25 protein-coding genes are annotated in these 23,885 nt (G+C 60.6%); 11 read left to right on the forward strand and 14 right to left on the reverse strand.

The window, feature by feature from the left end:
- Nucleotides 1-10: 10 nt before the first annotated feature.
- From HWW83_RS22795 to rfaD, 4 genes are read right to left on the reverse strand one after another with little or no spacing between them, the layout of a single operon-like run.
- Nucleotides 11-1,177 carry a glycosyltransferase gene (locus HWW83_RS22795; protein WP_122016977.1) on the reverse strand — a complete coding sequence of 389 codons (1,167 nt, stop codon included), beginning with the start codon at nt 1,175-1,177 and terminating at the stop codon, nt 11-13.
- Nucleotides 1,174-2,139 carry a lipopolysaccharide heptosyltransferase RfaC gene (rfaC, locus tag HWW83_RS22800; protein WP_047025855.1) on the reverse strand — a complete coding sequence of 322 codons (966 nt, stop codon included), beginning with the start codon at nt 2,137-2,139 and terminating at the stop codon, nt 1,174-1,176. The genes HWW83_RS22795 and rfaC overlap by 4 nt, the downstream gene beginning before the upstream one ends.
- 2 nt (nt 2,140-2,141) lie before the next feature.
- Entirely contained in the window at nt 2,142-3,188 is a 1,047-nt protein-coding gene (gene rfaF, locus HWW83_RS22805; RefSeq protein WP_047025854.1) for an ADP-heptose--LPS heptosyltransferase RfaF, read from the reverse strand.
- Nucleotides 3,189-3,210: 22 nt separating this feature from the next.
- Nucleotides 3,211-4,140, reverse strand: a complete 930-nt coding sequence (gene rfaD / locus HWW83_RS22810; protein ID WP_033645196.1) for an ADP-glyceromanno-heptose 6-epimerase — start codon at nt 4,138-4,140, stop codon at nt 3,211-3,213.
- Nucleotides 4,141-4,380: 240 nt separating this feature from the next.
- On the opposite strand from rfaD, the gene kbl reads away from it, so the two are divergent.
- On the forward strand, nt 4,381-5,577 hold the full coding sequence (gene kbl, locus HWW83_RS22815; protein WP_176589567.1) for a glycine C-acetyltransferase: 1,197 nt from the start codon (nt 4,381-4,383) through the stop codon (nt 5,575-5,577).
- Nucleotides 5,578-5,586: 9 nt separating this feature from the next.
- Entirely contained in the window at nt 5,587-6,612 is a 1,026-nt protein-coding gene (tdh, locus tag HWW83_RS22820) for an L-threonine 3-dehydrogenase (protein ID WP_033645198.1), read from the forward strand.
- 40 nt (nt 6,613-6,652) lie between these two features.
- Here the strand turns inward: tdh and HWW83_RS22825 are convergent, their stop codons facing one another.
- The 3 genes from HWW83_RS22825 to gpmM are packed head-to-tail and all read right to left on the reverse strand — an operon-like array spanning nt 6,653 to nt 10,497.
- Complete coding sequence (locus HWW83_RS22825; RefSeq protein ID WP_046687967.1) at nt 6,653-7,606, reverse strand: divergent polysaccharide deacetylase family protein; 954 nt, start codon at nt 7,604-7,606, stop codon at nt 6,653-6,655.
- 2 nt (nt 7,607-7,608) lie between these two features.
- Nucleotides 7,609-8,943 (reverse strand): murein hydrolase activator EnvC, encoded by a 1,335-nt coding sequence (envC, locus tag HWW83_RS22830; RefSeq protein ID WP_028128084.1) that lies wholly within the window; start codon nt 8,941-8,943, stop codon nt 7,609-7,611.
- A 9-nt stretch (nt 8,944-8,952) separates the two neighbouring features.
- Complete coding sequence (gpmM, locus tag HWW83_RS22835; RefSeq protein ID WP_033645200.1) at nt 8,953-10,497, reverse strand: 2,3-bisphosphoglycerate-independent phosphoglycerate mutase; 1,545 nt, start codon at nt 10,495-10,497, stop codon at nt 8,953-8,955.
- Between the two features lie 297 nt (nt 10,498-10,794).
- Between gpmM and HWW83_RS22840 the strand changes: the two genes are divergently transcribed.
- The 5 genes from HWW83_RS22840 (at nt 10,795) to cysE (ending at nt 13,981) form a co-directional block, all read left to right on the forward strand.
- Entirely contained in the window at nt 10,795-11,229 is a 435-nt protein-coding gene (locus HWW83_RS22840) for a rhodanese-like domain-containing protein (RefSeq protein ID WP_033645201.1), read from the forward strand.
- 28 nt (nt 11,230-11,257) lie between these two features.
- On the forward strand, nt 11,258-11,506 hold the full coding sequence (grxC, locus tag HWW83_RS22845) for a glutaredoxin 3 (protein WP_004931142.1): 249 nt from the start codon (nt 11,258-11,260) through the stop codon (nt 11,504-11,506).
- 57 nt (nt 11,507-11,563) lie between these two features.
- Complete coding sequence (gene secB, locus HWW83_RS22850) at nt 11,564-12,034, forward strand: protein-export chaperone SecB (protein ID WP_004931139.1); 471 nt, start codon at nt 11,564-11,566, stop codon at nt 12,032-12,034.
- Complete coding sequence (gene gpsA, locus HWW83_RS22855; protein WP_033645202.1) at nt 12,034-13,053, forward strand: NAD(P)H-dependent glycerol-3-phosphate dehydrogenase; 1,020 nt, start codon at nt 12,034-12,036, stop codon at nt 13,051-13,053. The genes secB and gpsA overlap by 1 nt, the downstream gene beginning before the upstream one ends.
- A gap of 106 nt (nt 13,054-13,159) precedes the next feature.
- Nucleotides 13,160-13,981: a serine O-acetyltransferase gene (gene cysE / locus HWW83_RS22860; protein ID WP_025304676.1), complete on the forward strand. Its 822-nt coding sequence runs from the start codon at nt 13,160-13,162 to the stop codon at nt 13,979-13,981.
- Nucleotides 13,982-14,042: 61 nt separating this feature from the next.
- On the opposite strand, the gene HWW83_RS22865 is transcribed toward cysE, so the two are convergent.
- From HWW83_RS22865 to cpxR, 5 genes are all read right to left on the reverse strand, one after another.
- Nucleotides 14,043-14,714 carry a DUF3313 domain-containing protein gene (locus HWW83_RS22865; RefSeq protein WP_033645203.1) on the reverse strand — a complete coding sequence of 224 codons (672 nt, stop codon included), beginning with the start codon at nt 14,712-14,714 and terminating at the stop codon, nt 14,043-14,045.
- Between the two features lie 104 nt (nt 14,715-14,818).
- A complete protein-coding gene (locus tag HWW83_RS22870) occupies nt 14,819-15,592 on the reverse strand; it encodes a CHAD domain-containing protein (protein WP_176589568.1) in 774 nt (257 codons plus the stop codon).
- Nucleotides 15,593-15,653: 61 nt separating this feature from the next.
- On the reverse strand, nt 15,654-16,127 hold the full coding sequence (gene trmL / locus HWW83_RS22875; RefSeq protein ID WP_176589569.1) for a tRNA (uridine(34)/cytosine(34)/5-carboxymethylaminomethyluridine(34)-2'-O)-methyltransferase TrmL: 474 nt from the start codon (nt 16,125-16,127) through the stop codon (nt 15,654-15,656).
- Nucleotides 16,128-16,170: 43 nt separating this feature from the next.
- Nucleotides 16,171-17,565, reverse strand: a complete 1,395-nt coding sequence (cpxA, locus tag HWW83_RS22880) for an envelope stress sensor histidine kinase CpxA (protein ID WP_015379421.1) — start codon at nt 17,563-17,565, stop codon at nt 16,171-16,173.
- Complete coding sequence (cpxR, locus tag HWW83_RS22885) at nt 17,562-18,260, reverse strand: envelope stress response regulator transcription factor CpxR (protein WP_004931124.1); 699 nt, start codon at nt 18,258-18,260, stop codon at nt 17,562-17,564. The genes cpxA and cpxR overlap by 4 nt, the downstream gene beginning before the upstream one ends.
- 148 nt (nt 18,261-18,408) lie before the next feature.
- On the opposite strand from cpxR, the gene cpxP reads away from it, so the two are divergent.
- The 4 genes from cpxP to HWW83_RS22905 all read left to right on the forward strand — a co-directional run bounded on the left by cpxP (nt 18,409) and on the right by HWW83_RS22905 (nt 22,289).
- A complete protein-coding gene (gene cpxP, locus HWW83_RS22890) occupies nt 18,409-18,888 on the forward strand; it encodes a cell-envelope stress modulator CpxP (protein ID WP_004931122.1) in 480 nt (159 codons plus the stop codon).
- 131 nt (nt 18,889-19,019) lie between these two features.
- A complete protein-coding gene (gene fieF, locus HWW83_RS22895; protein WP_033631333.1) occupies nt 19,020-19,922 on the forward strand; it encodes a CDF family cation-efflux transporter FieF in 903 nt (300 codons plus the stop codon).
- 231 nt (nt 19,923-20,153) lie between these two features.
- Complete coding sequence (gene pfkA / locus HWW83_RS22900; protein ID WP_004931116.1) at nt 20,154-21,116, forward strand: 6-phosphofructokinase; 963 nt, start codon at nt 20,154-20,156, stop codon at nt 21,114-21,116.
- Between the two features lie 183 nt (nt 21,117-21,299).
- Nucleotides 21,300-22,289 carry a sulfate ABC transporter substrate-binding protein gene (locus HWW83_RS22905; protein ID WP_033645235.1) on the forward strand — a complete coding sequence of 330 codons (990 nt, stop codon included), beginning with the start codon at nt 21,300-21,302 and terminating at the stop codon, nt 22,287-22,289.
- 65 nt (nt 22,290-22,354) lie between these two features.
- Here HWW83_RS22905 and tpiA read toward each other — a convergent pair whose 3' ends face one another.
- Together tpiA and HWW83_RS22915 are read right to left on the reverse strand one after the other, a co-directional pair.
- Nucleotides 22,355-23,122 carry a triose-phosphate isomerase gene (gene tpiA / locus HWW83_RS22910; protein WP_004931113.1) on the reverse strand — a complete coding sequence of 256 codons (768 nt, stop codon included), beginning with the start codon at nt 23,120-23,122 and terminating at the stop codon, nt 22,355-22,357.
- A gap of 127 nt (nt 23,123-23,249) precedes the next feature.
- The gene (locus HWW83_RS22915) at nt 23,250-23,834 is read right to left on the reverse strand and encodes a DUF1454 family protein (RefSeq protein WP_033645207.1); all 585 of its coding nucleotides are present in this window, start codon (nt 23,832-23,834) and stop codon (nt 23,250-23,252) included.
- Nucleotides 23,835-23,885: the final 51 nt, after the last annotated feature.

The following is a 23,885-nucleotide window of genomic DNA, read 5'->3' on the forward strand; positions in this document are numbered from 1 at the left end:
CACGTGTTGATTAAACGATGAAGGATCGCAGCGTGTCGTCAAACTCAGCTTTGAACTGAGCATAGTTGAAATGTTCAGCAGGATAGCGCTGCGCGTTTCGGCTCAACGTCTGGTAGGTTTCGCCCGCCAGCAATGTCTCAACGGCATCCGCGCAGTCGATATGCGACAACAGCTTGGGCGACACCAGGCTGTCGGTTAACGGATCGTAGACTTTATGCGGGAAGTCGACCTCGATATCGGTGAGCTGCCGGTGTTGTTCGATGGTGACCGACGGAACCAGGCCAATGCCGCAGACGCCGTCTTTCACCGCTTCCGGCTGGCCGTCAACCTGCGGGAAGATGACCGGCACGCCGAAATAGAGCGATTCCATGCAGGACAAGCCGAACGGCTCGGTGATCGGCGTGCTCATGTAAATGTGCGTGCGATTGAAGAAGCCGGCGACGTCATCCTGGTAACCGCTGAAGGTGACGCGATCGCCGAGCTGGAGCCGGGCCGCCAGCGCCTCGAACGCCGCGCGATCCGGCCCTTTGCCGGCCACTTCCAGCGTGACGTCATGCCCGCGTCGCAGCAGTTCCTGCATCATCAATAATGAAACGCTGATGCCTTTCAGGCTGACCAGACGCGAGGCGGTGCCGATTCTGATCGGCTGTGACAGCGTTTTCGGCGTGTTGTCGATCCCCGCCGGCGTCTTGATGCGGTTGATCACCACGTGGTTTGGGCAAGGCAGATTAAAGCGCAGCTCCATCACCCGCTTCGAGGCGTGTGAGGCGGAAATCACGCCGTCCAGCATGGCGAAGAAACGCAGCGTCTTTTGATTTTTCGGGTAGCGCCAGGAGCAGCCGTGATCGTAGTAAACCAGCTTGCCGCGCTTGGGTTTGGCCGCCAGCCCCGGCACCAGGTCCCAGACGATCACCACGTCGGCGTTGGCCCGCTCGATTTTCCACTTCAACAGAAATTTTCGCAGGAACTGCGGGCAGCGCAGCGGCAGCGCATTGATCAGGCGGTTGGCGAAGGTGACGGGTTGGTGCGCCGGCAACTGGCGGCGGATCTCCTCGCCGATGTCGCCGCTGATGCACAGGACCTGGTTGCTGCCGTCGGTGGTATCGTTGATGTACTGCAGGAACAGGCGCTCGACGCCGCCCATTTTACCCAGGTTGATAATGTGCAGTTTTTTCATGCTATAACCTTTTGCAACGCCTGCCATGCCGTATCGGCGTCGATTGTCGCCATGCTTTTTTCCGGCGAAATCAGCGAGTGCTGATTTTGCCCGTAGCCGCCGATCAGGCCGGGATCGGTCGGCCCAAACAGCGTGATGTTCGGTTTGTCGAGCGCGGCGGTCAAATGGCTGAGCCCGGTGTCGACCGAGACCACGCCCCTGGCGCCCGCCAGCACGTCAGCCACCTGCTGCAGGCTGAGCTTCGGCAGCACCTCGACATGTGGGAAACCTTCCGCCAACCGCAGCGCGCGCTGATGTTCATGTTCCGCCCCCCAGGGCAGTTTGATCTTCAGCCCGCTGTCGGCCGTCAGCGCGATCAGCTCGCGCCAGTTCTGCTCCGGCCAATGCTTGTCGTCGCGGGTCGTAGCGTGCAAAAACACCAGATATTGACCGGCATCGACCGGCGGCTGGCTGAGAAAACGCGCGGCGATGGCATAGTCGCCGTAGCTGCCCGGTTTATCGTAGCCGAGGCTTTTGGCGAACAGCTCGCGCGTGCGTTCCACCGCGTGCTGCCGTTTGTCTATCTCATGGCGCACGTTGTAGAACCAGCTGGCGAACGGTTCGCGCGCGCTTTTGCAGTCCGGGCCATGTTTGCTGCCCTTGGCGACGCGCGTGATCAGCGCGGCGCTTTTCATCAGGCCCTGCGCGTCGATCACCACGTCGTAACGGCGTTCTTGCAGCGCGCGCTTGAAGTCGCAGCGCTGCTGTCGGGTGTCGCTGCCGAACCAGTTTTTGCGCCAGCGGCGAATGGCCACCGGGATCACGCGATCCACCGCCGGGTGCCAGGTGGGGATTTGGCTGAAACCTTCTTCCACTACCCAGTCGAAGCGGATATCGGGAATGGCCTGCAGCGCATCGGTCAGGGCGGGCAGCGTATGCAGCACGTCTCCCATCGAGGACGTTTTTACGATTAACACCTGCATGACTATTCCTCGCTGGCGACAAGCAACGGCGTCAGCGCATCCAACACTTGCTGCGGCTGAATATCGATCAAACTTTGGTGATACCCCTGTTCGGCATCGCCCTTACGCACCTTGTGGTAGCCGCTGATCAAGCGAATCACCCGCGCCTTGTCGGAGAGCGGCGGCGTGAAGTCGGGGCTGCTTGGGCCGTACAAGGCTATCAGCGGTTTGTTCAACGCTGCGGCAACGTGCATTAAACCGGAGTCGTTGCTGACCACCGCCCGGCAGGCCGCGATCAGGATCACCGCCTGCTCCAGCTGGGTTTTTCCGGCCAGATTAAGGCAGAAATCGCGCGCGTCGTCCTGCAACGCGGCGCGGATCTGTTCGCCGGCCTCATGGTCTTTTGCCGAACCGAACAGCGCGATTTGATAGCCGCTCTCGATCAGCCGTTGAGCCAGCGCCGCGTAGTGATAGTGCGGCCAGCGCTTGGCGGGGCCGAACTCCGCGCCTGGGCAGAAGCCGACGATCGGGCGGCTGTCGGTCAGGTTGAAGGCCGAGGTGGTTTCGGCGATCTCTTCGTCGCTCACCCGCAGCTGCGGCCACAGCAGCGGCTGCGGCAGATCGTCTGCGCGCTGAACGCGGCCTTTGTCATAGGCCAGCGCCACATAGCGCTGCACCATCAGCGGGAAAGCCGCCTTGTCGAGCACGCGCACGTCGTTCAGCAGGCCGTAGCGCATTTCGCCCCGCCAGCCGGTGCGCTGCGGGATATCGGCGAAGAAAGGCACCAGCGCGGATTTGAACGAGTTGGGCAGAACGTAAGCGCGATCGTAACGGTTGGCGCGCAGAGCGCGCCCCAGGCGGCGGCGCTCGCCGAGCCCCAGCGCGCCGTGGCCCAGCGGCATCGCCAGCGCCTGATTGACTTCCGGCATGCGCGCCAGCAACGGGCGGCACCAGGCCGGCGCCATCACATCGATCTCCGCCGACGGGTATTCGGCCTTCAGGGTGCGATAGAGACTTTGCGACATCATCATGTCGCCAACCCAAGAAGGGCCGATAACCAGTATTTTCATACCCAGCGTTAATTCCTTCAGCTTATGCGGTGCGGTTCAACCAGGCCATGTACTCTTTCACGCCTTCGGCGACCGTTTTGAACGGTGCGTCGTAGCCGGCGGCGCGCAGCTTGGTCAGATCGGCCTGGGTGTACGCCTGATAGCGGCCCTTCAGCTTCTCCGGGAACTCGATGTATTCCACCGCGCCTTGCTGATGGAAGTCCACCACCGCGTCAGCCACCGCCTGGAAGGTTTCCGCCCGACCGGTGCCGCAGTTGAAGATGCCGGATTTGCCGGTTTCCCAGAACCACAGGTTGACCGCCGCCACGTCGCCGACGTAGATGAAGTCACGCTTGAAGTTTTCGCTGCCGGCGAACAGTTTCGGGTTTTCGCCGCGGTTGATCTGGGTGTTCAGGTGGAAGGCGACGCTGGCCATGCTGCCTTTGTGGCCTTCGCGCGGGCCGTAAACGTTGAAGTAGCGGAAGCCGCAGATCTGCGAGTCCGCTTCCGGCAGGATCTCACGCACGTACTGATCGAACAGGAATTTGGAATAGCCGTACACGTTGAGCGGCGCTTCATACTGACGCTCTTCGATAAACTCTTCGCGGCCGCCGTAAGTGGCGGCGGAGGAGGCGTACAGGAACGGAATTTCGCGATCCAGGCAGTAGTGCAGCAGGTCTTTGGAGTACTGATAGTTGTTGTCCATCATGTACTTGCCGTCCCACTCGGTGGTCGCAGAGCAGGCGCCTTCGTGGAACACCGCTTCGATCTCGCCCAGATCGTCGCCGGCCACGATGCTGGCGATAAAGTCTTCTTTATCGATATAGTCGGCGATGTCCAGATCGACCAGGTTGACGAACTTGGTGCCGTCTTTCAGGTTGTCCACCACCAGGATATCGCGATATCCCTTGTCGTTCAGTGCCTTAATGATGTTGCTGCCGATCATGCCGGCGCCGCCAGTAACGATAATCATTGGGTTACCCCTGCTAAGCTGCCTGGTGGGGCACAATGCCCCACGCTCAATGGCGGTTATCATAGCATTTCATGCCGCGGCAAACAGCGGAAGGGCTCCGAATATCCCGCATTGCCATTGAAGTCCGCCGTTTGCCGTGATATCTGCTGCAATTTTAATATTCTCTCCCGCGCATTCTCGTCAGTTTGGTTACAAATCAGTAAAATATGCCGCAATTAGCCCAATCCTGGAGATAACCGAATGTCAGCGTCTTTTTATCAGCAGTTGGAACAACAGCTTGCCGCCACGCGCAGTGAAGGGCTGTTCAAGGAAGAACGCATCATTACCTCCGCGCAACAGGCGGACATCGCCGTCGCCGACGGCAGCCATGTGATCAACTTCTGCGCCAATAACTACCTGGGCCTGGCCAACCATCCGGCGCTGATCGCCGCCGCCAAATCGGGGATGGACAGCCACGGTTTCGGCATGGCGTCGGTGCGCTTCATCTGCGGCACCCAGGACAGCCACAAGCAGCTCGAACAGAAACTGGCGGCCTTTTTGGGCATGGAAGACGCGATCCTGTACTCCTCTTGCTTCGACGCCAACGGCGGGCTGTTCGAAACCCTGCTCGGCCCGGAAGACGCCATTATCTCCGATGCGTTGAACCATGCGTCGATCATCGACGGCGTGCGGCTGTGCAAGGCCAAGCGCTATCGCTACGCCAATAACGACATGGCCGAGCTGGCCGCGCAGCTGAAACAGGCCAAAGCCGACGGCGCGCGCCACATTCTGATCGCCACCGACGGCGTGTTCTCGATGGACGGCGTGATCGCCAACCTGAAAGAGGTTTGCGATCTGGCGGACGAGTATCAGGCGCTGGTGATGGTGGATGACTCCCACGCGGTGGGCTTTGTCGGCGCCAACGGGCGCGGCACCCATGAATACTGCGAAGTGATGGGCCGCGTCGATATCATTACCGGTACGTTAGGCAAGGCGCTGGGCGGCGCGTCCGGCGGCTACACCGCCGCCAAGAAAGAAGTGGTGGAGTGGCTGCGCCAGCGTTCGCGCCCGTACCTGTTCTCCAACTCGCTGGCGCCGGCGATCGTCGCCGCGTCGATCAAAGTGCTGGAACTGTTGGAAGAGGGCGATGCGCTGCGCGATCGCCTGTGGGCCAACGCGCGTCTGTTCCGCGAAAAAATGACCGCCGCCGGCTTCACCCTGGCCGGCGCCGATCACGCCATCATCCCGGTCATGCTGGGGGAGGCGAAGCTGGCGCAGGAATTCGCCAATGCGTTGCTCAAGGAAGGCATCTATGTGACCGGTTTCTTCTATCCGGTGGTGCCGAAAGGCCAGGCGCGCATCCGCACCCAGATGTCCGCCGACCACACCCCGGAGCAAATCGAACGCGCAGTGGCGGCGTTTACACGTATCGGTAAGGATCTTGGCGTTATTGCATAAGGTAAAACCATGAAAGCACTGTCAAAACTGAAAGCGGAAGAAGGGATTTGGATGACCGACGTGCCTCAGCCGGAGCTGGGCCACAACGACATCATGATCAAAATCCGCAAAACCGCGATCTGCGGCACCGATGTGCATATCTACAACTGGGACGAGTGGTCGCAAAAAACCATTCCGGTTCCGATGGTGGTCGGCCATGAATACGTGGGCGAAGTGGTGGCGATCGGTCAGGAAGTCAAAGGCTTCAGCATCGGCGATCGCGTGTCCGGCGAAGGCCACATCACCTGCGGCCACTGCCGCAACTGCCGCGGCGGCCGCACGCACCTGTGCCGCAACACCATCGGCGTGGGCGTGAACCGTCCGGGCAGCTTCGCGGAATATCTGGTGATCCCGGCGTTCAACGCCTTCAAGATCCCGGATAACATCTCCGACGAACTGGCTTCGATCTTCGATCCGTTCGGCAACGCGGTGCATACTGCGCTGTCGTTCGATCTGGTCGGGGAAGACGTGCTGGTGTCCGGCGCCGGTCCGATCGGCATCATGGCGGCGGCGGTGTGCAAACACGTCGGCGCCCGTCATGTGGTGATCACCGACGTTAACGAATACCGTCTGGAACTGGCGCGCAAGATGGGCGTGACCCGCGCGGTGAACGTCAGTAAGGAAAACCTCAACGACGTGATGGCCGAGCTGGGTATGACCGAAGGATTCGACGTCGGTCTGGAAATGTCCGGCGCGCCGCCGGCGTTCCGCACGCTGCTCAATGCCATGAACCACGGCGGACGCATCGCCATGCTGGGCATTCCGCCTTCGGATATGTCGATCGACTGGAACCAGGTCATCTTCAAAGGGCTGTTTATCAAAGGGATTTACGGCCGCGAAATGTTCGAAACCTGGTACAAGATGGCGGCGCTGATCCAGTCCGGCCTGGATTTGACCCCAATCATCACCCACCGTTTCTCGATCGACGAGTTCCAGCAGGGCTTCGACGCCATGCGCTCCGGCAAGTCGGGTAAAGTGGTGCTGAGCTGGGATTAATCTCGGCAGACGTGAAAAAGGCCGGAATTCCGGCCTTTTTTTATGCTTGCGGTTTGGCTTGCGTCCAGTGTTGCCAATGACGCTTGATGAAGGTCACCGGCGGCGAGGTGGCAATGCTGTCGGCGATGACGCCCAGCGCGGTGCCGGCGTTGGCTTTTTCCTTCGGCGGTTTGACCTTGCACTGCTTGATGCCGCCGCTGAACGGATTTTTCGGCTGCGGTTTTTGCGGTTTGACCGGCGGTGGGACGTAGCTGCCGCCGCCGTTGCCCTGTGGTTCGTTCAGCAGCGCGCTCGGTTTGACCAGCACGATATCGGCGGGCAGCGACGGCAGCATCTGCTGCAGCACTTTCACCGTCGCCGGGCGTGGGTGGCCGATGGCGATGGCGGAGCCGTTGCGCCGCGCCAATTCGACCGCGCGGTTGAACTGGCGGCGGATGTCGGCTTCGTTCGCGGTATCGTCGAGGAACACCTTGCGTTTGATCACCTTCACGCCGGTGCCGGCCGCGGCGCGGGTCGCCTGGCTGTTACCGATGGTCATGCTGTCGAGGAAGTACAGGCGGTAGCTTTCGAGCGCCTGCATCACTTTCTGCATGCCCGGCAGGCTGGAGGTCATGGCGCTGCCCATGTGGTTGTTCATGCCGACCGCGTAGGGCACGTTGTTCACCGCGTTGCGGATGATGCGCTGGATCTCGTCGCTGCTCATGGAGGGCTGCAGGGTATCGCGTTCCAGCGGCTGCTTGCTGAGCGGCGCCATCGGCATGTGGATCAAGACTTCGCGGCCCTGGCTGTGGGCGCGGGTGGCCATCAGGCGGGCATGCGGCGCGTTGGGCAATACCGCGACCGAGATCGCCGTCGGCATTTGCAGCACCGCGTTTTCTTCGTGAGGGCGGTAGCCCACGTCGTCGATGACGATGGAGAGTTTCCCTGCCTGCGCAGCGTAAACCTGCAGCAGACAGCCTATTAACAGAGCTGTACGGGTTTTGACATAGCGCAAATCTATCTTCCCAACCACGGCAGTGGGTTAACCGCCTGTCCCTGACGACGGATTTCGAAATAGAGCGACGGCGTTCCCTGGCCGCCGCTGGTGCCGACCAGAGCGATCGGCTGGCCGGCGCGCACCTGCGCCCCGACGTTGACCAACGCGCTTTGGTTATAGCCGTACACGCTCATGTCGCCTTTACCGTGTTCGACCACCACCATCAGGCCATAGCCTTGCAGCCAGTCGGCCAGCAGCACGCGGCCATCGGCGACGGCTTTCACTTCGCTGCCTTCGCGGGCTTCGATCACCATGCCTTTCCAGCGTAGCTCGCCCTGCTGCTGCTCGCCAAAGCCGTGCAGCGTGCGGCCGCGCACCGGCCACATCAGCTGGCCGGCCGGACGGCCGAGGCCGCCGGTTCGCGCCATCAGCGAGCGATCGGCTTCGCTAGGTTTGTAGGTGGTGCCGGTTTTCTTCGCCTGCTGTTCCTTGATGCGCACCTGTTCGCGCACCTTGGCCGCTTCACGCGCTTCGCGTTCGGCGCGCGCACGGGCTTCGCGCTCCGCCCGGGCGATCTTGTCGCGCATGCGGGCTTCGTTTTGGCGCAGTTCCACCAGGCGTTGTTGGTCTTTTTCCAGCGAGGCTTCCAGCGCGGTCAGCGTTTTCTTGCGGGCGCCGCGCGCCTGCTCCAGCTTCTGCTGCTGCGTCTGTTGTTCGCTCAGTAAGGATTTTTGCTGGCCCTGTTTGGCCACCAGCGTGGTTTTTTGCTTCGCTAGCTCGGCGCGGGTCTGTTTCAGCTCTTCGATGGTTTTCTGGCGCGCTTCGTTCAGATAACCGAAATAGGCCAGAATACGTTCGCTGCGCTGGCTTTCTTCACCGCTGAGGATCAGCTGCACGGCGCTGTGCTGCCCTTGCCGGAAGGCGGCGTCGAGCTGTTTGGCGAGGAGGTTTTGCTGGGTCGATTGCTGCTTTTGCAGCTTGGCGATCGAGGCGTTCAGGCCGGAAATGTCCTTGCCCAACTGGGTGAGCGTGCCCTGGGTGTCGCGCAACTGGCGGCTGGCCTGAGCGATGGTTTTTTCCTGCTGCCGCAGCTGATCCTGCAGCGAGCTGCGCTGCTGTTGCTGCTGCTTCACCGCTTTTTCTTTCTCGGCGATGCTCTGCTGAATGTCTTTCAGCTGGGATTTATTGTCTTCCGCCGCCTGGCCGGCGAGCGGCAACAGCAAGACGCCAGCGCAAAATACGCTGGCGCACATGGCGGTGAACGTCCTTGGCGCGGTGCGTTCAGGCAGCGGCCGGCTGCCTGCGTTTGCGCTTCGGGTTACCCTTGATAGTGCAAAAAACGCCTTCTCCCTCATGGAGAAGGATTATTCCACGATGAACAGCGGCTTACCAGTCATCTCTTGCGGGATTTCCATTCCCATCAGCGTTAACAGGGTTGGCGCGATGTCCGAAAGCTTGCCGCCTTCGACCGCCTGCGCCGGTTTGCCGACGTAAATTAGCGGCACCGGCAGGCTGGTGTGTGCGGTATGCGCCTGGCCGGTGGCCGGATCGCGCATCTGCTCGGCGTTGCCGTGATCGGCGGTGATCAGCAACTGACCGTCGACGTCGCGCACCGCGTCAACCACCTGGGCGATGCAGGCGTCCAGCGTTTCCACCGCTTTGACCGCCGCTTCATACACGCCGGTATGCCCCACCATGTCGCCGTTCGGGTAGTTGCAGATAATGGCGTCGTATTTGCCGCTGCGGATGGCGGTCAACAGTTTGTCGGTCAGCTCGGCGGCGCTCATCTCAGGCTGCAGATCGTAGGTGGCGACCTTCGGTGAATTGACCAGCACGCGGTCTTCGCCCTTGAACGGCGCTTCCACGCCGCCGTTATAGAAGAAGGTGACGTGGGCGTATTTTTCGGTTTCCGAGATGCGCAGCTGGGTTTTGTCGTGCTTCATCAGCCATTCGCCGAAGGTGTTGGCCAGCGACGCCGGCGGATAGGCGCAGGCGGTGTCGATGTCGGCGGCGTACTCGGTCAGCATCACGAAATCGCCGAACTGCACCTGTTTGGCGCGTGGGAAACCGTCGAAATCCGCGTTCACGAAGGCGCGGGTGATCTGGCGCGCGCGGTCAGCGCGGAAGTTCATGAAGATCAACGCATCGCCGTCCTGCATCGCGGCATCGGCCTCGCCGGCGGCGCGAATGACGGTCGGTTTGACGAACTCGTCGTTTTCACCGCGCTGGTAGGCGGCCTGCAAACCGGCTACCGCATCGTCGGCCACGTAGTCGCCTTTGGCCGCGGTCAGCAGGTCATAGGCCAGCTGCACGCGATCCCAACGGTTGTCGCGATCCATGGCGTAGTAGCGCCCAATGAGTGAAGCGATGCGCCCGACGCCCAGCGTGGCGAAGGCCTCGCGGCAGCGCTGCAGCGGGGCTTCGGCGCTGCGCGGCGGCGTGTCGCGTCCGTCGAGGAAGGCATGCAGATAGACGGCTTTGGCGCCGCGCCGGGCGGCCAGTTTAATCATGGCCAGGATGTGCTCGTCGTGGCTGTGCACGCCGCCCGGCGACAGCAGGCCCATGATATGCACCGCTTTGCCGGCCGCCACGGCCTTATCGACGGCGGCGGTCAGGACCGGATTGGCGAAGAAGTCGCCGTCGGCGATCGCTTTGTCCAGCCGGGTCAGATCCTGGTATACGATGCGCCCGGCGCCCAGGTTGACGTGGCCGACTTCGGAGTTGCCCATTTGGCCGTCGGGCAGGCCGACATCCAGCCCTGAAGCGGCGATCAGCGTATGCGGCTGTTCCCGCCACAGGCGATCCATCACCGGGGTGCCGGCGTTCAGGATCGCGTTGTCCTGCCGCTCTTCACGGTGGCCGTAACCGTCCAGGATCACCAGTACCATCGGTTTTTTGTTGCTCGACATTGCATTGACCTCTTATGAACTTTTTAAGCTGCGAACAGCCATGCGCCCGCCGGAAGCATGGCTGTTCGCCCTCGAAAAACCGGCTGATTTTACACCGCCGCCGGCGATAAATAGCCCAAAGAGATCAAGGTTGCGGCGAATCGCGCGGGCTTTTATGCTCTGACCTCGGGAATTTCTCAGCGCAGCCCGCAGTTTCTACAATCGCGCTTGCTTATTGGCTGTATTTGCCGCACTCGGCAGGTATACTCTGGAACCTTGACTTATTTATCCCTTAACTGACGGGAGTTGTTACACCCCATGCTGCAAGAAATTATGCCATTCGTAAGCAGACACCCTATTCTGAGCCTGGCTTGGATCGCTCTGCTGGTCGCCGTGATCGTCATGACCTTCAAAAGCCGTTTCTCCAAGGTCAAAGAGATCGCTCGCGGTGAAGCTATCCGCCTGATCAACAAAGAAGATGCCGTGGTGGTCGACACCCGCAGCCGCGACGATTTTCGCCGTGGTCACCTGGCCAGCGCCATCAACCTGACCGCCAGCGAAATCAAAAGCGGCAGCCTGGGCGAGCTGGAAAAACACAAAGCGCAGCCGATCATCGTCGTGTGCGCCAACGGCACCGCCTCCCGCGAGCCCGCGGAGAACCTGAGCAAGGCCGGTTTTGAAAAGGTGACGATGCTGAAAGACGGCATCGCCGGCTGGAGCGGAGAAAACCTGCCGCTGGTGCGCGGCAAGTAACCGTTAAACCTATTTTAGGTGGCAATCCATGGCTAACATTGATATCTACACCAAAGCGACTTGCCCGTTCTGCCATCGCGCCAAGGCGCTGTTGAACAGCAAGGGCGCGGCGTTTAACGAGATCGCCATCGATGGCGATAACGCCAAGCGCGAAGTGATGATCGAGCGCAGCGGGCGCACCACCGTGCCGCAGATTTTCATCGACGGCCGGCATATCGGCGGCTGTGATGATTTATATGAACTCGATGCTCGCGGCGGCCTGGATCCGCTGCTTTAAGCAGCTTGCCGGTTCACCGAGTGTCAATAAGGACGTTTAACCAAGGGTATTACTCACATGTCAGAACAAAACAGCACTGAAATGGCTTTCCAGATCCAACGTATTTATACCAAGGACATCTCCTTCGAAGCGCCGAACGCGCCGCAGGTTTTCCAGCAGGAATGGCAGCCGGAAGTTAAACTTGATCTGGATACCGCGTCCAGCCAACTGGCTGACGAAGTGTATGAAGTGGTACTGCGCGTAACCGTGACGGCGACCCTGGGCGAAGAGACGGCGTTCCTGTGCGAAGTGCAACAGGCGGGCATCTTCTCGGTAGCAGGCATCGAAGGCACGCAGCTGGCGCATTGCCTGGGCGCATACTGCCCGAACATCCTGTTCCCGTATGCGCGCGAGTGCATCACCAGCCTGGTTTCCCGCGGCACATTCCCGCAGCTGAACCTGGCACCGGTCAACTTTGACGCGCTGTTCATGAACTATCTGCAGCAGCAGGCGGAAGGCGAAGGTGCCGCACCACATCAGGATGCCTGATGAACACCGTCAATGCTTCAATGACTGTCATCGGTGCCGGCTCGTACGGCACCGCATTGGCCATCACGCTGGCGCGTAACGGCCACACCGTGGTGTTGTGGGGGCATAACCCCGCGCAAATTCAAACGTTGCAGCGCGATCGCTGCAATCAGGCGTTTCTGCCCGACGTTCCTTTCCCCGATACCCTGCTGCTTGAAGCCGATTTGGCGCGTGCGCTGGCCGCCAGCCGCGACGTGCTGGTGGTGGTGCCGAGCCATGTGTTCGGCGACGTGTTGCGCCAGCTGAAGCCGCATCTGCGCCCGGACGCCCGCATCGTGTGGGCCACCAAGGGATTGGAAGCGGAAACCGGTCGGTTGCTGCAGGACGTGGCGCGTGAGGCGTTGGGCGAGGCGATCCCGCTGGCGGTGCTCTCCGGGCCGACGTTCGCCAAAGAGCTGGCCGCCGGCCTGCCGACGGCGATTGCGCTGGCGGCGACCGATGCGCAGTTCGCCGACGATCTGCAACAGCTGCTGCACTGCGGCAAGAGCTTCCGCGTCTACAGCAATCCCGACTTCATCGGCGTTCAGCTTGGCGGCGCGGTGAAGAACGTGATCGCCATCGGCGCCGGCATGTCCGACGGCATCGGTTTCGGCGCCAACGCCCGCACCGCGTTGATTACGCGTGGGCTGGCGGAAATGAGCCGTCTGGGTTCTGCGCTGGGCGCCGACCCTTCGACGTTCATGGGCATGGCGGGGCTGGGGGATCTGGTGCTAACCTGCACGGACAACCAGTCGCGCAACCGCCGCTTCGGCATTATGCTGGGGCAGGGCAAAGGCGTGCAGGAAGCGCAGGACAGCATCGGTCAGGTGGTCGAGGGCTATCGCAATACCAAAGAGGTGTTGGCGTTGGCGCAGCGGCACGGCGTTGAAATGCCGATCACCGAACAGATCTATCAGGTGCTTTACTGCCACAAGGACGCCCGCGAAGCGGCGCTGAGCCTGCTGGGGCGAGCCCGAAAGGACGAAAAACCCAGCGCGTGACATAAAACGATATGTCGGGGCAGCGGAATGCTGACCCCGCAAATGACCTGGGCCGCTCCGCGCCACCGTGTGAAGCGGCCCGTTTGGCAAGGTAAAGGGGTATGTGATGTCGTCAGAAGAGTTGGAGCAGGTCTGGAACAGCATTAAATCAGAAGCGCGAGCACTGGCTGATTGTGAACCGATGCTGGCCAGCTTTTTCCATGCGACGTTGCTCAAGCATGAGAACCTGGGCAGCGCGCTCAGCTATATGTTGGCCAACAAGCTGGCGACGCCGATCATGCCCGCCATCGCGGTGCGCGAGGTGGTGGAAGAGGCCTACAAGTCCGACAATCAGATGATCGTTTCGGCGGCGCGCGATATTCTCGCGGTGCGGCTGCGCGACCCGGCGGTCGATAAATACTCCACGCCGCTGCTTTACCTGAAAGGGTTCCACGCGCTGCAGGCTTACCGCATCGGCCACTGGCTGTGGCAGCAAGGGCGGCAAGCGCTGGCGATCTACCTGCAAAATCAAATTTCCGTCGCCTTCGGCGTAGACATCCACCCGGCGGCGACCATCGGCTGCGGCATCATGCTCGACCACGCCACCGGCATCGTGATTGGTGAAACGGCGGTGGTGGAAAACAACGTCTCTATTCTGCAGTCGGTCACCCTGGGCGGTACCGGGAAAACCAGCGGTGACCGTCACCCGAAAATTCGCGAAGGGGTGATGATTGGCGCCGGCGCCAAAATTCTCGGCAATATCGAAGTGGGCAAGGGCGCCAAGATCGGCGCGGGCTCGGTGGTCTTGCAGGCGGTGCCGCCGCACACCACCGCCGCCGGCGTACCGGCGCGCATCGTCGGGCGCCCGGAGAGCGATACGCCGTCGATGGATATGGATCAATACTTCAACGGCACCAACCACGGATTCGAGTACGGCGACGGCATCTAAGCCGTGCCTGCGGGTCCATTCAGGGGGAGCTTCGGCTCCCCCTGTGTTTTTCAAGCGGCGGTCAGCCCTGTTTCGGGAACTGGGTGATATCGGTAACGATATCGTCGATCGCCGCCTTGACGTCATCCGCCGTGACCGGCGTGCTGTCGTTGTTGACGGTTTTACCGTAGGCCTTGCGCACCACTTCCATCACCGTTTTACCGGTATCCTGGTCGATCAACTCGCCTTCGATATACAGCGCGGTATTTTGCGTCCGGTGCCCGGTAGCCGCCATGGTGCTGGCAACCACCGCAGCGACCGGCACCACCTCATAGAACTTCATGTCTTCGTTTTCGGCCGAAACGGCGGTGATGGCGAGTTTGGCCACCAGCACGCGCGAGCCCGCCGGGCTTGGCAGAATGGTAAAGCGGTTCTGCAGCGCGGTTTTGATCCGCTGGGTCGCGTAGGCCTTAATCTTGTTCAACGTGTCCTGACTGACGCGCGCCGTGGGTTTCTCCGCCGGGAAATAGACCACCGGTTGGAAATAGATGCCGCGATAGTTGGATTCCTTGTAACTCGGATCTACCCAGCGCAGCGTTTTATGACCGCTGGGCGAGGTGGTTTCCTGCAGTTTGCTGTAATCGGACAAGAAGCCCGAATATTGCGACGTTTGGGTGACTTTGGACGAACAGCCCGCCAGCAACAGGCCCGCTGCCAGAACGGCCATGGCAACGCTCAAGCGTTGTTTTTTCATGTGGTTTCCTATGATGAGTGGTGATTACCCTTACAAAACATAGCGCATTATCTGCGGCGTAGCGGGCATTTTCGGGGCCGGGCGTGCCCTGTCGCGGCCTTTTTTCAGGATCGTGATGCGCCGTCGGTTTTTGTCGCCAGCGCCGGTGATAAGGCGGCGAGTGAGGCATCCGCTCTGGCCAGCGTCAGGCATAGCTCAGCTTGCCACTGTGGCAACAATGGCCAGAGATCCGCCTGATGTTCGGCTTGCAGGCACCAAACCTCCCGGTCGTGCCAATCACCGAGGGCATTTTGCGCCGCTTTCAGGCTCGCCATCGCGGCGGGAGAAAGGGGAAGGCGTTGCGGGTAGGCTTCGGCCGCGTAACGCAGGCGTTTAACCAGCAGCCGCAGACGGTGGCGATCGTAGCCGGTATCAGCCAATGCCCGGCGCAATTGCCGCTGCTGGCGCTGCAGGCGTCGGTTCACACGGTGTTTGGCGGCGCGTTGCGCGGTGCGGCGAAAGCGGTGCGGCCAGGCGTGCAATAGCGAAGGGAAGCTGATGAGCTGCGGGTTGGCGAGCAGTTGGCGGCAGCGGGCCTGAAAATCGCTCTGGCGCACGTTGGCCTGCCAATCCAGATGATGGTGCGCCAGTTCAGCGATCAGCACCTCGAGATCGCGCAGCGGCGTCGTGAGCCTGCCCAATTCGGCGGCGGCCCGATCGAGCCGCGTTGCGCCGGGGCAACCGTGCAACGGGCGCAGCAGGCTGCGGATACGGCGCAGACTGACGCGCAAATCGTGCAGCGCTTCGCTGTCCGGCGCCTGTTGCAGCCGCTGTAGCGCCTCGTTCAGCGCCGACTCGAGCCGGCGAAGCGGGGTGACAATATCCTCGACGAAAGCCATGTGCCGTTCCTGGAGAGAGCATCGCAACGATGCCTCCTTCAGTATGGCGCGTCGTTGCGGATTACGCCTTGATCAGCGCGCCGGCATAGTCCAGCTGCCGCCAGGCTTCATAAACCACCACCGCGACGGCATTCGACAGGTTCATGCTACGGCTTTGCGCCTGCATCGGGATGCGGATTTTTTGCTGCGCGGGCAGCGCATCGAGGATGTCGGCGGGCAACCCGCGCGTTTCCGGGCCGAACAGCAGGTAGTCGCCGGCCTGATAGCTGACGGCGCTGTGCGCCGGCGTGCCTTTGGTCGTGAGAGCAAACAGCCGTTGCGGATCCTCGGCGGCGAGAAAAGCGGCGTAGTCGGCATGACGGCGGACGCGGGTGAACTCATGGTAATCCAGCCCGGCGCGGCGCAGACGCTTGTCGTCCCACGGAAAACCCAGCGGTTCGATCAGATGCAGATTAAAGCCGGTATTGGCGCACAGGCGGATGATATTGCCGGTATTGGGTGGAATCTCGGGTTCAAATAAAACGATGTTCAGCATGTTGCAGGCCCCTCGTGAACGAGGGGCGCAGGATAGCAAACTCTTACTGTTCTGTCTTAGACGATAGGCGTTGATGATGCAGCGGCAGCCACAGCACCAGCCGCAGGCCGCCGAGCGGGCTGTCTTCGGCCTTCACCCAGCCGCGATGCTGATTGACCGCCGCCTCGACGATCGCCAGACCAAGGCCGGTGCCGCCGGACTCACGGTCGCGCGCCTCATCGGTGCGGTAGAACGGGCGGAAAATCTGCTCGCGATCTTCGGCGCTGACGCCGGGGCCGTCGTCGTCAACCTGGATGGTCACGCCCTGATTGTCGGCGCTGAACGCCACGGCGATGCGGGTGTGCGAATAACGCAGGGCGTTGCGCACGATGTTTTCCAACGCGCTGTCCAGCGCGCTCGCGTTGCCGAACAGCGTCCACGGGCCGGGAGGCGCAGCGATCTCCAGCTGCTTGCCCATCTGTTCCGCTTCGAAACGGGCGTTGTCCAGCACGTCGGCCCACAGTTCGTTGGCCTTCAACTGCTCGCGCGCCAGCTCGCCCTTCTGCTGCCCGCGCGACAGCGCCAGCAGATCGTTGATCATCGAATCCAGCCGCTGCGCTTCGGTTTCGATGCGCGCCAGTTCGTGGCCTTCGCCGTGGCGGCGGCGCATCAGCGCGGTGGCCAACTGCAGGCGAGTCAGCGGCGTGCGCAGCTCGTGCGAGATGTCCGAGATCAGCCGCTGCTGCGCGTTCATCATGCGCTCCAGCGCGCTGACCATTTGGTTGAAGCTGGCACCGGTAGCCAGGAACTCCTGCGGACCGGCCTCCAGCTCCGGATGCTGCTTCAGGTTGCCGCGCGCCACGTCATCGGCGGCGTTCTTCAGCTTGCGCGCCGGCTTCGCCAGGCTCCAGGCCAGCCACAGCAGCAGCGGGGCGCTGATCAGCATGGTGACGATCAGCAGCAGCAGCGGCCGGTCGAACATCAGGTTGATGAAATCGGATTGCGGGCTGTTGGCGGGACGGATCAGGTACAGCTGGTAGTTGTCTTCGCCGTCGCGCACCGCGAACGGCCCGACCAGCTCGACGCGGCCGTATTTTTTCTTCTTCGGATGATCCGAGTTATCGGATTGGCCGATGAAGTTGCGGACTATCTGCATTTCGTTGCGCTGCGCGCCGATCACCCGGCCTTCGCTGGTGACCAGCAGCAGGCGTTGGCCCGGCGGTGCCCATTTGTCGATGGCGCGGAACAGGCGGCGCCACCACATCAGATCGTTGGCCGGATCGTTTTGCAGCTCGGCCTCGACGTGCTGTTCCAGCATCAACCCCTGCCGCTGCTCGCTGTCGAGCAGCGAGGTCATTTGGCGGGAGTCGAGCTTGGGCACCATCAGCACCAGCATTAGCACCAGGGCTAACGTGAACCAGAAAATGGCGAAGATGCGTGCCGTCAAACTGTTGATCATGTTGCAGATACCATCAAATAACCACGCCCGCGCAGGGTTTTGAACCACGGATGCCCGTCTTTGCGATCCGGCAGCTTACGCCGCAGGTTGGAGATGTGCATGTCGATAGCGCGATCGAACGGAGTCAGGCGTTTGCCCAGCACTTCCTGGCTCAGCAGTTCGCGCGACACCACCTGGCCGAGATGCTGCGCCAGCAGATACAGCAGGGTGAACTCGGTGCCGGTCAGATCCAGCACCTGGCCGTCGAAGCTGGCCTCCTGGCGGCCGGGGTTCAGCTGCAGGCCATCGACATCCAGCGTCGGGGCGCCGCTGTCGACCTGTTGCTGCTGTTCGCTCCAGTTAGAACGGCGCAGAATGGCGCGAATGCGCGCGACCAGCTCGCGATCGTTGAAGGGTTTCGGCAGGTAATCATCGGCGCCCAGCTCCAGGCCCAGCACGCGGTCCAGCTCGCTGCCGCGCGCGGTCAGCATGATGACCGGCGTTTGGTGATGTTGGCGCAGTTCTTTCAGCGTATCGATGCCGTTTTTCTTCGGCATCATGATGTCGAGCAGCAGCAGATCGACGGAGCTGTCCAGCAGCGACAACGCCTGCTCGCCATCGTGCGCGACGACGATATTAAAACCTTCCATTTCAAGCAGTTCTTTTAACAGCGAGGTCAACTCGCGGTCGTCGTCAACTAACAGAATCTTGTTCATTATGATTTACCTCCAGACGCAAAATACGTCATCAACTGTTGCCATTCCATGACTTTACGTAGTTTTACATGCACTGACGCAGGTTTTCAGGTGTGGCGGTACACTGCTCCTCGTTGATTCGCAAAGTGAGAAAGCTTGAGGAGTTGAAATGCGTAAGGTGACCGCATTAGTTATGGCATCACTGCTGGCAATTGGTTCGACCGCTGCCTTCGCTGCCGACACTATACCGGACACAGCCCAACCTCCCGGCAACGACGCGATGACCCGAATACCCGGCCAGCACCATATGTTCGACGGTGTCAGCCTCAGCGAACAGCAGCGCCAGCAAATGCGCGATTTGATGCGCCAGGCCCGGCACGATCTGCCTGGTGTCAATGTAGCTGAAATGGAAGCCATGCATAAACTGGTGACCGCAGAGAAATTTGACGAAGCCGCCGTGTACGCCCAGGCGGAAAAGATGGCCCAACAGCAGGTCAAGCGCCAGGTCGAAATGGCCCGGGTGCGCAACCAAATGTATAACCTGCTGACGCCAGAGCAAAAAAGTGTTTTAGACCAGAAACATCAGCAGCGCATGCAGCAGATGGAGCAACAAATTTCTGGTTTGCAGCAAGCTTCTGCCCAGAAGTGAAGTACGACTGAGTAGTCCCCTGTTTTTCCTTGCCATAGACACCATCCCTGTCTTCCCCGCCATGATGGCGGGGTTTTTTTTATCCGACATTTCGCTATATTGAGCGCCACACCTTTTGGCCGGGGCCCCTTATGGAACAGCGCTATGCACGCCTGGTAAAGTCCGCCGCGTTGGCCGCAACCGCGCTGGCGTCGTCGCTGCTGTTGATCAAAATCGTCGCCTGGTACCACACCGGTTCGGTCAGCCTGTTGGCGGCGCTGGTGGATTCGTTGGTCGATATCGCCGCCTCGCTGACCAACCTTCTGGTGGTGCGCTATTCGCTACAGCCGGCCGATGCCGAGCACACCTTCGGCCACGGTAAAGCGGAATCGCTGGCGGCGCTGGCGCAGAGCATGTTTATTTCCGGCTCCGCCCTGTTTTTGTTCCTCACCGGCTTCCAGCACTTGTATGCGCCGCAAACGCTGCGCGATCCCGGCGTCGGGGTCGTGGTGACGGTGATCGCGTTGGTCAGCACGCTGATTCTGGTCACCTATCAACGCTGGGTGGTCAGAAAAACGCGCAGTCAGGCCGTACGCGCAGATATGCTGCATTATCAGTCAGATGTCATGATGAATGGTGCTATTCTTATCGCTCTTGGGCTAAGCTGGTACGGCTTCCAACGGGCGGATGCGTTGTTCGCGCTGGGCATCGGCGTTTACATCCTCTATAGCGCGTTGCGCATGGGCTATGAAGCGGTGCAGTCGCTGTTGGATCGGGCGTTGCCGGATGACGAGCGCCAGGCGATTATCGCCGTGGTTTCCTCCTGGCCCGGCGTGAAAGGCGCACACGATCTGCGCACGCGTCAGTCGGGGCCGACGCGTTTCATCCAGCTGCATCTGGAGATGGAGGACACGCTGCCGCTGCGCGAGGCGCACCGGTTGGCCGATCAGGTGGAACAAGCCCTGCGGCAACGTTTTGCGGGGGCGGACGTCATCATTCACCTGGATCCGTGCTCCGTGGTGCCGCCGGGTAGGCAGGGGCATTGGGAGCTATAATCATATAGAGGCATAGCGCAACGTATTATCATGAATATCTGAGTTAGCTCAGCGTGCCATGCGGTGTTTTAACCGTTATATTGCGTGACTTGAATCAATTCAGCTGGGTGTTTTTGATATAATATCCAGCAATAAGCCGTAAAGCTGGTTTTCTGCAGCCGGAGAGGTTTCAAGACGATCGGCGGAGACAGAATTCTTAAGAAATTGCATCTACACAGTTCAGAGGTAGTCATGATCAAGAAAATCGGTGTACTGACGAGCGGCGGTGATTCGCCGGGTATGAACGCTGCAATCCGCGGCGTTGTGCGTTCTGCGCTTTCAGAAGGTCTGGAAGTTTTTGGTATTTACGATGGCTACCTTGGCTTGTACGAAGATCGCATGGAGCAGTTGGACCGCTATAGCGTGTCCGACATGATCAATCGCGGCGGCACCTTCCTCGGCTCTGCCCGCTTCCCGGAATTCAGGGATGAAAACGTGCGCGCCAAGGCGATTGAAAACCTGAAGAATCGCGGTATCGACGCGCTGGTGGTGATCGGCGGCGACGGTTCCTACATGGGCGCCAAACGCCTGACGGAAGAAGGCTTCCCGTGCATCGGCCTGCCAGGCACCATCGATAACGATGTCGCAGGTACCGACTACACCATCGGTTACTTCACCGCGCTGGAAACCGTGGTGGAAGCGATCGACCGCCTGCGCGATACCTCCTCGTCGCACCAGCGCATCTCTATCGTGGAAGTGATGGGCCGTTACTGCGGCGATCTGACGCTGGCGGCGGCGATTGCCGGCGGCTGCGAATTCATCGTGCTGCCTGAAATCGAATTCAATCGCGAAGATCTGGTGTGCGAAATCAAGGCCGGTATCGCCAAGGGCAAAAAGCACGCCATCGTAGCGATCACCGAGCACATCTGCGACATCGATGAGTTGGCGCGCCACATCGAGCAGGAAACCAAGCGTGAAACCCGCGCTACCGTGCTGGGCCACATTCAACGCGGCGGTTCACCGGTCGCCTATGACCGCATCCTGGCCTCGCGCATGGGCGCCTACGCCATCGAACTGCTGCTGCAGGGTTACGGCGGCCGCTGCGTCGGTATCCAGAACGAAAAGATGGTGCATCACGACATCATCGACGCGATCGAAAACATGAAGCGTCCGTTCAAGGGCGACTGGCTGGAAACGGCGAAAAAGCTGTACTGATTCGCCGCTCACCGCGCGCTGAAAGCCTCCGCTTGCGGGGGCTTTTTTATGCTCGCCGGCGACATATTCCAGAATCATCTAGCCCAAAATTTTTTATTCTTTAATTGCCGGGAAAGTTTCTGGCAGGCTCTGATGCTAAATCAACCGATTGAGGTTGCGTTAATTTTCTGGGAGAGCCTGTCGATGCGTAAATGGGGTGTAGGTCTGACATTGGTGCTGTTGGCGTCCGGCGCCATGGCGAAGGATATTCAGTTGCTGAACGTGTCATACGATCCGACGCGCGAGTTCTATCAGGCTTACAACACGGCATTCAGCAAGCACTACCAGGCGGAAACCGGCGACAAGGTGACGGTGCGTCAGTCGCACGGCGGCTCCGGCAAACAGGCGACTTCGGTGATCAACGGCATCGAGGCCGACGTGGTGACGCTGGCGTTGGCCTATGACGTCGACGCCATCGCCGAACGCGGGCGCATTGAGAAAGACTGGATAAAACGCCTGCCGGACAACTCGGCGCCTTACACATCGACCATCGTCTTCCTGGTGCGCAAAGGCAACCCGAAACAAATTCATGACTGGCCTGACTTGATCAAGCCGGGCGTGTCGGTGATCACCCCGAATCCGAAAACCTCCGGCGGCGCCCGCTGGAACTACCTCGCCGCCTGGGGCTACGCGTTGCATCACAACAACAACGATAAGGCCAAGGCGCAGGCGTTCGTCAAAGACCTGTACAAGAACGTAGAAGTGCTGGATTCCGGCGCGCGCGGCTCGACCAACACCTTCGTTGAGCGCGGCATCGGCGACGTGCTGATCGCCTGGGAAAACGAAGCGCTGCTGGCGGAGAAAGAGCTGGGCAAAGACAAGTTCGAGATCATCACCCCGAGCGAATCGATTCTGGCCGAACCGACGGTGTCGGTGGTGGATAAGGTGGTCGATAAACGCGGCACCCGCGACGTGGCGACCGCCTACCTGAAGTATCTGTATTCGCCGGAAGGGCAGACTATCGCGGCGCAGCACTATTATCGCCCGCGCGATGCGGCGGTGGCGGCCAAGTTCGCCGGCCAGTTCCCGCAGCTGAAGCTGTTCACCGTGGATGACACCTTCGGCGGTTGGACCGAAGCGCAGAAGGTGCACTTCGCCACCGGCGGCGTCTTCGACGAGATAAGCAAACGCTGATCCCGTTTGAGCGGCAATAAAAAACCCCGGCTTGCCGGGGTTTTTTTATGGCAAGCCTAAGACAATCAGGCTTTTTTCGCTGCGGCAGCGGCTTTGACGATCACGGCGAAAGCGTCGGCTTTCAGCGAGGCGCCGCCCACCAGCGCGCCGTCGATGTCCGGCTGGGAGAACAGCTCTGCGGCGTTCTTGTCGTTCACCGAACCGCCGTACTGGATGATGATTTCAGCGGCGACCGCGGCATCGTGTTTGGCGATGTGATCGCGGATAAATTTGTGCACGGCCTGCGCTTGCGCAGGGGTGGCGGATTTGCCGGTACCGATGGCCCAGACCGGCTCATAGGCGATCACGGTGCCTTTCATCGCCGGTGCGCCCAGCGTTTTCAGTACGGCGTCGATCTGGCGCGCACACACTTCTTCGGTTTTGCCCGCTGCGTTTTCCGCTTCGGTTTCACCGATGCACAGCACCGGGATCAGACCGGCTTCTTTCAGCACGGCGAATTTCTCGGCGATCACTTCGTCGCTTTCTTTGTGGTAGGTGCGACGCTCGGAGTGGCCGATGATGATGTACTGAGCGCCGACGTCTTTCAGCATGTTGGCGGAAACTTCACCGGTGAAGGCGCCGGACAGGTTAACGTCCACGTTCTGCGCGCCCAGCGCGATGCGGCTGCCGGCCAGCGCGTGCTTGGCCTGATCCAGATACATCACCGGCGGGGCGATGGCGACGCCACAGCCGTCAACGCTGCTCAGCTCATTGCGCAGACCGGCGATCAGTTCGTTGACCATGTGGGTGCTGCCGTTAAGCTTCCAGTTACCCATAACTAATGGATGACGCATGTTTTTTCCTCCAACTAGGGAACGCGAGAGTCGAAATGACAACTGCCGGACCGGCAGTTTACCTGCCCAACAGTATAGAGATCATTAAGCGCGAAGGCTTTGCTTTTCGTCATTAAATGCCGCGCCGTTACGGCTCGGAAAGCGCCAGCTTAATCGGTTCAACCGCGAAGGTGACCCCTTTATCGCCGTTGTCCGAGACGACATAGCGAATGGCGCCGACCTGCTGTTGGTAAAAACGCGAGCCTTTGCCTTTTTCCAGCAGGCTGTTCACCTTGTTCTGACTCTGTTCCACCGTCAGCGCCGGTTCGAACTGACGCATCAGCGCCGCCATGTAGTTGATGGCGATGGCGCGCGCGGCTTTTTCTTCATTGGCCTGCTGCAGCGGCAGATGTGTGATCTGCAACGTTTTGATTTTACCGGTACCTTTCTCCAGTGCGGTGGAGGCGTACAGGTTTTCGTTGAGTTTACTGGCGGCGCGCGTCAGCAGCGGCGAATCGTCTTCGGCGGCGGGAATGGCGCGGAATTCGCCAATCGGCAGCTTCGGGTTATCGCGGTTGTACTTTTCGCGGAATTTAATCACCGTCAGGTCGAACGTCGGCGCGCCGGCCAGCAGGTAAGGCGCGGTCGGTTTCGCTTCGGCGGCGGGCGGTTCGGCCCAGGCGCTGGCGGCGGCCTGCAGCAGGCAGGCGATGGCGAGGGTTTTTCTCAGCATGGCGTATGGCATCAAGGACAAAGATGGCTCCGATTAAAGCGATAACCCGCA

Origin of the sequence: Serratia ureilytica, assembly GCF_013375155.1 — a bacterium.
In the GTDB taxonomy this organism is placed as follows: Bacteria; Pseudomonadota; Gammaproteobacteria; order Enterobacterales; family Enterobacteriaceae; genus Serratia; species Serratia ureilytica.